Here is a 6,788-nt window from a genome sequence, read left to right on the forward strand (position 1 = left end):
CTAGAAAACAAAAATAAGCCTAGTTTTATTTGTGATTTGCGAAAAATCTCTTTTGTGATGCTTAAAAACTACGTTGCAGCAACAAAATTTTTTATAACTTTGTAAACAAGCGCAAAAGACGTGCATGTTGTAAACGATTTGATTTTAATCTAAATCTATAAAATATATGTGAATTATGGAATCAAAGTGATAGCTTAAATAAGGCAGTATAAGTTTTGGCAGAATTGACAGACGAAATTTGAGTAAATGCTCTATTTTTTTAATTTGAACTTGCTTAATATTTATTCCGTGTAGGGACACTCAAAAATAAAAAAATGTGTAGAAGGATCGTAACAATGAAAAAAACACTAGCAACCCTTACCACTTTGGCTGCAATCGGTTTCAGCGCGCAGGTGCAGGCAGCAAAAGTAGATGTGTGTGTCTTTGACTTACTGGGTAAGTCTGGCGAATCATTTCAAATGGCACAAGAGTGGGCCTTGGCTGCAAAAGGCTGGGGTGCAGAAGTTAATTTAATTCCGCGTCAAGATGAAGCGGTCGCAGACAATGATTTTAAGGCGGGTAAATGTGATGGGGTATTTATGACCGCCATGCGTGCCCGTCAGTACAATAAATTTGCAGGTTCAATTGATGCATTGGGTGGCGCACCAAGTAATGTCATTGCACAACGTGCCATCAGCTTTGCTTTAGATCAACGTAATGCAGCGAAAATGGTTACCAATTTAGGTGGCAAGAAATATGAAGTTGCGGGTATTTCACCTTTAGGTTCGGCCTTTATTTTTGTGCGCGACAAGAACATCAGCTCGATTGAAAAAGCAGCAGGGAAAAAGTTTGCGGTATTGGGCTATGACGATGCACAAAAAATTATGGTGCAGCGTGTAGGCGCGCAAGCCGTAATTTCAGATGTGTCTAACTTTGTGGCCAAGTTCAATAATGGTCAGGTAGATATGGTTGGTGCGCCTGCTTATGCTTATAAACCTTTAGAAATTTATAAAGGTTTAGGCAATAACGGGGCAATGTTTAATTTCCCTGTGTTGCAAGTGACAGCTGACTTTGTGATTCGTCCTGAACAATTTCCTGTAGGTTTTGGGCAAAAATCACGTGATTGGTTTGTAAAAAACCTACCTAAAGCGATGAGTATGATTAATCGTTTAGAAGGTGAAATTCCAGCCAAATATAAAATGAACCTGAGCGCAGAAGATAAAACCAAATATCAAAAAATGCTACGTGATGGACGTATGGATATGACCAAACGCGGCATTTATGACCCTGCTATGATGAGTGTGTTAAAACGTGCTCGTTGTTCTGTCGAAAAAACCAATTTTGAATGTTCACTGGGTGGTGAATAGATTGATTTTTAATAATAAACCTAGAAAATTCTAGGTTTTTTTATATTGAAAGATTTGTCAATTGAGCCATATCAGCCAGAGATTAAAATTCGTTAATCTTAGCTTGATAAGAAGAACAGTGATACTAAATTGAAGTTTAGATCAACTGTGCGCAGAAAAACAAATAAAAGAAGGAACTAGAAAATGAAACAATGGACGAATGCTTTATTATTTGGTGCAGGCTTGTCTTTAGCCGCCAGTACAGTGCAGGCCAAACAAGTGGTCTGTGTATTCGACTTGGTCGGTAAAAATGGTGATGTCTATAACTTAATGCAAGACTATCAATTGGCGGCCAAAAACTGGGGTGCAGAGATTGAGTTACGCGTAGGTCAAAACGAAGGCGTGATTGCAGAAGATTTTAAAGCAGGAAAATGTGATGGTATTAGTGTGACGGGCATGCGTGGTCGTCAATTTAACCATTTTACAGGCTCATTGGATGCAATTGGCGCGATTCCAGATTTAAAACTGGCAGTCAAAGTCATGCAAGGTTTGGCGAGTCCTGCTTTTGCCAAATATATGCGCAATGGTCAGTATGAAGTTGCAGGTGTCATTCCCGTGGGTGATGCCTTTTTGATGGTGAATGACCGCAGTATTAATAGTGTCGCGAAAGCTGCAGGAAAAAAAATTGCGGTTTTAGATTATGACCAAGCGCAAAAAATTATGGTACAGCAAATTGGTGCGCAAGCAGTAAGTGCCGATGTCACCAATTTTGGCAGTAAATTTAACAATGGTCAGGTTGATATTATTGGTGCGCCCGCTGCGGTATTCCGCCCTTTGGAACTCCATAAAGGTTTAGGTACTAAAGGTGCAATTGTGAATTATCCAATTTTACAAGTCACGGGCAATATTATTATCCGTCCTGATAAATTCCCTGCAGGATTTGGTCAAAAATCACGTGATTGGGTGAAAGGGCAGTTACCACGTGCCTTTGGTATTCTGGGTAAAATGAAAGCTGATATTCCAGCAAAATATTGGATGCAAGTGCCTGCAGCAGATCAACCGGGTTATCAGAAAATGATGCGTGAATCGCGGATTGACTTAACCAAACGTGGTGTTTATGACAAACGCATGATGAAATTATTATGGCAATTCCGTTGTAAACAAGCGCCAACCAATTTTGAATGTGGTTTGCAGGACGAAAATTACAAATAATTGGAGAATCTTGAGGTAAATACTCAGAATTCACTTTAATTCTGCATCACTGTCCCAATATTGAGTATGCTATACTTGATAAGCGGTCTTTTTGCAGAAAAGACATCTGAATTGTACCTGAGGAAAATCCATCATGAATGCCCAAGCACTTGAGCTCACCGACAACGCTGCTAAAAAAGTTCGCCAATTGCGTGACAGTGAAGGTAATCAAGACTTAATGCTACGTGTATATGTGACGGGTGGCGGTTGTTCAGGCTTTTCTTATGGCTTTAACTTTGCAGAAAGCCAAAATGAAGATGATGCAGAATTTGTGAATGGCGATGTAAAAATGCTGGTCGATTCGCTCAGCTATCAATATTTAGTTGGCTCGGTCGTGGACTATATTGAAGGCTTGGAAGGTTCGCGTTTTGTGGTACAAAACCCGAATGCAACTACGACTTGCGGTTGTGGTTCTTCATTCTCAATCTAAGTGAAATTTAAATATTTTTGAGTATCAGCATCTGAAAAAGTAGATTGATGCGCTCAAAATGATCAAAGCCTTTCCTATATAGAATAGGAAAGGCTTTTTTGTTCATGGTTTGGTTTAAAAGAGTAAACTTAAACCAAAGTCATGGTACCTAAAATACGATCACCTTTTGCCCCTGTGACCGCAGGTAAATTGCCACTTAATTGCTGACAAAAACGCATCGCTAACCAAGCAAAGGCGGTAGCTTCGACCCATGTCGGGTTTAATCCTAAATCGGCTGTGCTTTGTACTGTCCATTGATGTTTACGCAAACGCCAACGTAATTGTTCGAGCAAATAAGAATTATAGGCACCACCGCCACACACATAGACTTCACCTGTATCCATGCCTGAACGATAAATGGCTTTTTTAATCGCGCGGGTGGTGAGCTTTAATAAAGTCGCCTGAATATTTTCAGGATTATCTTCTAGCTCGTCATATTCCACATCATTACGCCAATCGGCAACCTGTTCATCTAACCATTCCAAGTTAAAGTCTTCGCGCCCTGTACTTTTGGGTGGTTCTTTAGAGAAAAAAGCATGCGCTTGCAAACGGTCTAACAAGCTGCGAATCGGATGACCATACGCCGCCCAATTGCCATTTTCATCATATGGTTGTCCTGTGTAACGCTCACACCAAGCATCCATTAAAATATTGGCAGGTCCAGTGTCAAAACCTGACACTGCTTCAGGCTGTCCTGCGGGCAACAAACTGACATTGGCAATACCACCTAAATTTAAAATTACCCGATGGATACTGGGATGTTGGAATAAATTTTGATGGAACGCGGGCACCAAAGGCGCACCTTGTCCACCTGCAGCCATGTCACGACGACGAAAATCTGAAATTACAGGAATTTGAGTAATTTCGGTGATGATGTTCGGATCACCAATTTGTAAAGTAAAAGCATGTTCAGGACGATGACGAATGGTTTGACCATGCGAACCAATCGCTTTAATTTGAGATTTATCCAGTTTATTTTTTTCAATCAGGCTGTTAATACCATGTCCAATCATGGTGGCTAAAGCCACATCTGCCTTACCCATGCGGTCAATTTCATTGTCACCTGGCAAAGTCAGTGCCATAAGTTCGTCGCGTAAATCGGGATCAAACGGCAAAGTCAGGGTAGCGTGGAGTTGCAGTGGATCAAAAGAAGCAGCAACAAGATCGACACCATCCATGCTTGTGCCCGTCATTACCCCAATATAGATCGCTGTCATGGTTATTCTATAGCCTGCAATATGCTGAAAAAGTGTTAGTATATCGCACAAATTGAATAACTGATGTGTTTGGATTTCGTGATGTCAAATTTCCTGTCGGCTGAAGAACAACTTGCTCTCATTCAACGAGGCACGCATGAAATTATTTCTGAAGAAGATCTTCTAAAGAAATTAAAAGAGAATCGTCCTTTAAAAATTAAGGCGGGGTTTGACCCGACTGCACCTGATTTACACTTGGGGCATACGGTATTAATCAATAAATTAAAAGTATTCCAAGACTTAGGTCACGAAGTCTTTTTCTTGATTGGCGATTACACCGCCATGATTGGTGACCCAACGGGTAAAAGTGCAACACGTCCGCCGTTGTCACGTGAAAAAGTCTTAGAAAATGCCAAAACTTATCAGGAACAAGTTTTTAAAATTCTTGATCCAAATAAAACCAAAGTGGTGTTTAACTCAGAATGGTTTGCAACGAAAACTGCAGCAGATTTAATTCAATTGGCATCGCAGCAAACCGTAGCGCGTATGTTAGAACGTGATGACTTCACCAAGCGTTATAACAATCAGCAACCAATTGCGATTCACGAATTTTTGTATCCGCTGGTACAAGGTTATGACTCGGTGGCATTACGCGCCGATGTAGAGTTGGGCGGTACAGACCAGACTTTTAACTTATTGATGGGACGTACCTTGCAAGGTCGTTATGATCAGGAAGCTCAGGTTTGTATTACTGTGCCAATTCTTGAAGGTTTAGATGGCGTGAATAAAATGTCTAAATCTTTAGGCAACTATATTGGCGTGTTTGATGCACCGGGTGCGATGTATCAAAAAGTCTTGTCGATGCCAGATAGTCTGATTGAGCGCTATTTTGAATTACTCAGCTTCAAGTCGATGGATGAAATTGAAGTGTTGCTCAAAGAAATGGCAGAAGGTCGGAATCCTCAAGAAATCAAAAAGATTTTGGCACTCGAATTGGTTGAACGTTTTCATGGCAGCGAAGCCGCAGCCAATGCCCATAAAGGTGCGGGTAATATCATTACTGAAGGTGAATTACCTGAAGGTACGCCAGAAGTAACGATTTCGCGTGCTGACTTTGGTGGTGAATTATTTATTGCTTCTATTGTACGTGCTGCGGGTTTAACTAAAAATGCCGCACAAGCCAAAGATGCTGTGGCGCGTGGCGCAGTGAAAGTAGATTGGAATGTAGTCGATGCGAGTTTTTCGGTCAAAGAAAATGCAACACACATTATTCAGGCAGGTAAAAAAGCAATTGCCAAAGTCACATTCACGGACTAGGTCTATTCTAAGTGATTGAAATAAAAGCAGGCTTCGGTCTGCTTTTATTTTTTGTTTGGTATATTTATTATATCAATAAGCAAATTCAAAAAAAACCTTATAAAAACAACACTTAAATTTTGCCAAATATCTTGCAATTTTGCTCAGTTATGTATAAGATTCACCCATCTAGACACAGTGTACAAAACAGATCTAGAGGGTACTTATAACGATAGCTCCACAATTTACAAGTCCCTTCCCCAAGGGACTCTTTTTTTCGTATAACTATAATAACGATATATGGATCGCATATAGATTCAACTCCGAGGGAGAGATTTTGGGAGAGATCTCTTTCTTTTTTTTGCCTTTGGTTTTGTTGTGGTTTATATCTAAAGGTAAAATGTAAAGCTCCTTCTCTTTGTTTTATAAAATATTATTAGGCCTCTTGCGAAAGTATAGTTTATCTAATTTTTGAATTGGCTAAAACCTGATAAAATATAGCTTTCAGCTATTTAAAACTTGACTAACACAAGAAGTCTATTGAAGTTTTAAAACCTGATTTGAATTTTAAGGCTACATTTATAAGTAAAACCTCTTGTAAGCGGTGCATATAGATGGGTCGATCCACATTTGCTGAACACCAACTTTTAATTAGCGGTAAAACCACCACACGGGTATAAAATCAATGATAAATATACGCCGTATGTACGAATGTGATTTGGGACCATGCAAAAGAATTTTTAACTGAAATGTAAAATTTTTTAGATGTCGAAAGACGAAAAGAATCGTATACATTGGCAATCGTTGATTACAGCATGAAAAATTTGACTGATTTGAGTCCACAAAAATATGGATAAAAACATTCTTTGTATTTTGTAGATGTGAGTTTTTATTAAAATTTGATGAAAAAATAGCTAAAAAATTAAAAAACCAAGCAATTTTGTAGAAAAAAAATACATACGTGAAAAATATTCTAATTTAGGGCTTGCAAAGATTTTGAAATCCCCTAGAATGCACTCATCCCGACGCGAAACAGCCTACGAACTTAGCTTACAGGGTTAGGTTATTAGAAGAGTTTTGCGTTAAAATTTCTACTGACGAGGTAGAAATTGAGATCATTAAGAGATTATGAAGAACAACTTGTGTGGATTTTTACTGGTTGATTAATCGAAATTATTTTCATTGATTGATTGGTTTAAATTACTCGAAGTTTATTTGAGCGAAATTTAAGTCAGAAAATTGATGAGCCAG

5 protein-coding genes are annotated in these 6,788 nt (G+C 39.1%); 4 read left to right on the top strand and 1 reads right to left on the bottom strand.

Going from position 1 to position 6,788, the window contains the following annotated elements:
• Positions 1-335 precede the first annotated feature (335 nt).
• The 3 genes from CF596_RS08230 (at position 336) to erpA (ending at position 3,006) form a co-directional block, all read left to right on the top strand.
• Entirely contained in the window at positions 336-1,346 is a 1,011-nt protein-coding gene (locus tag CF596_RS08230) for a putative solute-binding protein (protein WP_096902039.1), read from the top strand.
• A gap of 183 nt (positions 1,347-1,529) precedes the next feature.
• On the top strand, positions 1,530-2,537 hold the full coding sequence (locus tag CF596_RS08235) for a putative solute-binding protein (RefSeq protein WP_096902041.1): 1,008 nt from the start codon (positions 1,530-1,532) through the stop codon (positions 2,535-2,537).
• 133 nt (positions 2,538-2,670) lie between these two features.
• On the top strand, positions 2,671-3,006 hold the full coding sequence (erpA, locus tag CF596_RS08240) for an iron-sulfur cluster insertion protein ErpA (protein WP_004969742.1): 336 nt from the start codon (positions 2,671-2,673) through the stop codon (positions 3,004-3,006).
• 128 nt (positions 3,007-3,134) lie between these two features.
• Here the strand turns inward: erpA and CF596_RS08245 are convergent, their stop codons facing one another.
• Complete coding sequence (locus CF596_RS08245) at positions 3,135-4,262, bottom strand: anhydro-N-acetylmuramic acid kinase (RefSeq protein WP_004969740.1); 1,128 nt, start codon at positions 4,260-4,262, stop codon at positions 3,135-3,137.
• Between the two features lie 63 nt (positions 4,263-4,325).
• Between CF596_RS08245 and tyrS the strand changes: the two genes are divergently transcribed.
• Complete coding sequence (tyrS, locus tag CF596_RS08250) at positions 4,326-5,558, top strand: tyrosine--tRNA ligase (protein WP_171324918.1); 1,233 nt, start codon at positions 4,326-4,328, stop codon at positions 5,556-5,558.
• The last annotated feature ends 1,230 nt before the right edge of the window (positions 5,559-6,788 follow it).

Origin of the sequence: Acinetobacter sp. YT-02 (assembly GCF_002412355.1) — a bacterium.
Lineage (GTDB): Bacteria > Pseudomonadota > Gammaproteobacteria > Pseudomonadales > Moraxellaceae > Acinetobacter > Acinetobacter towneri.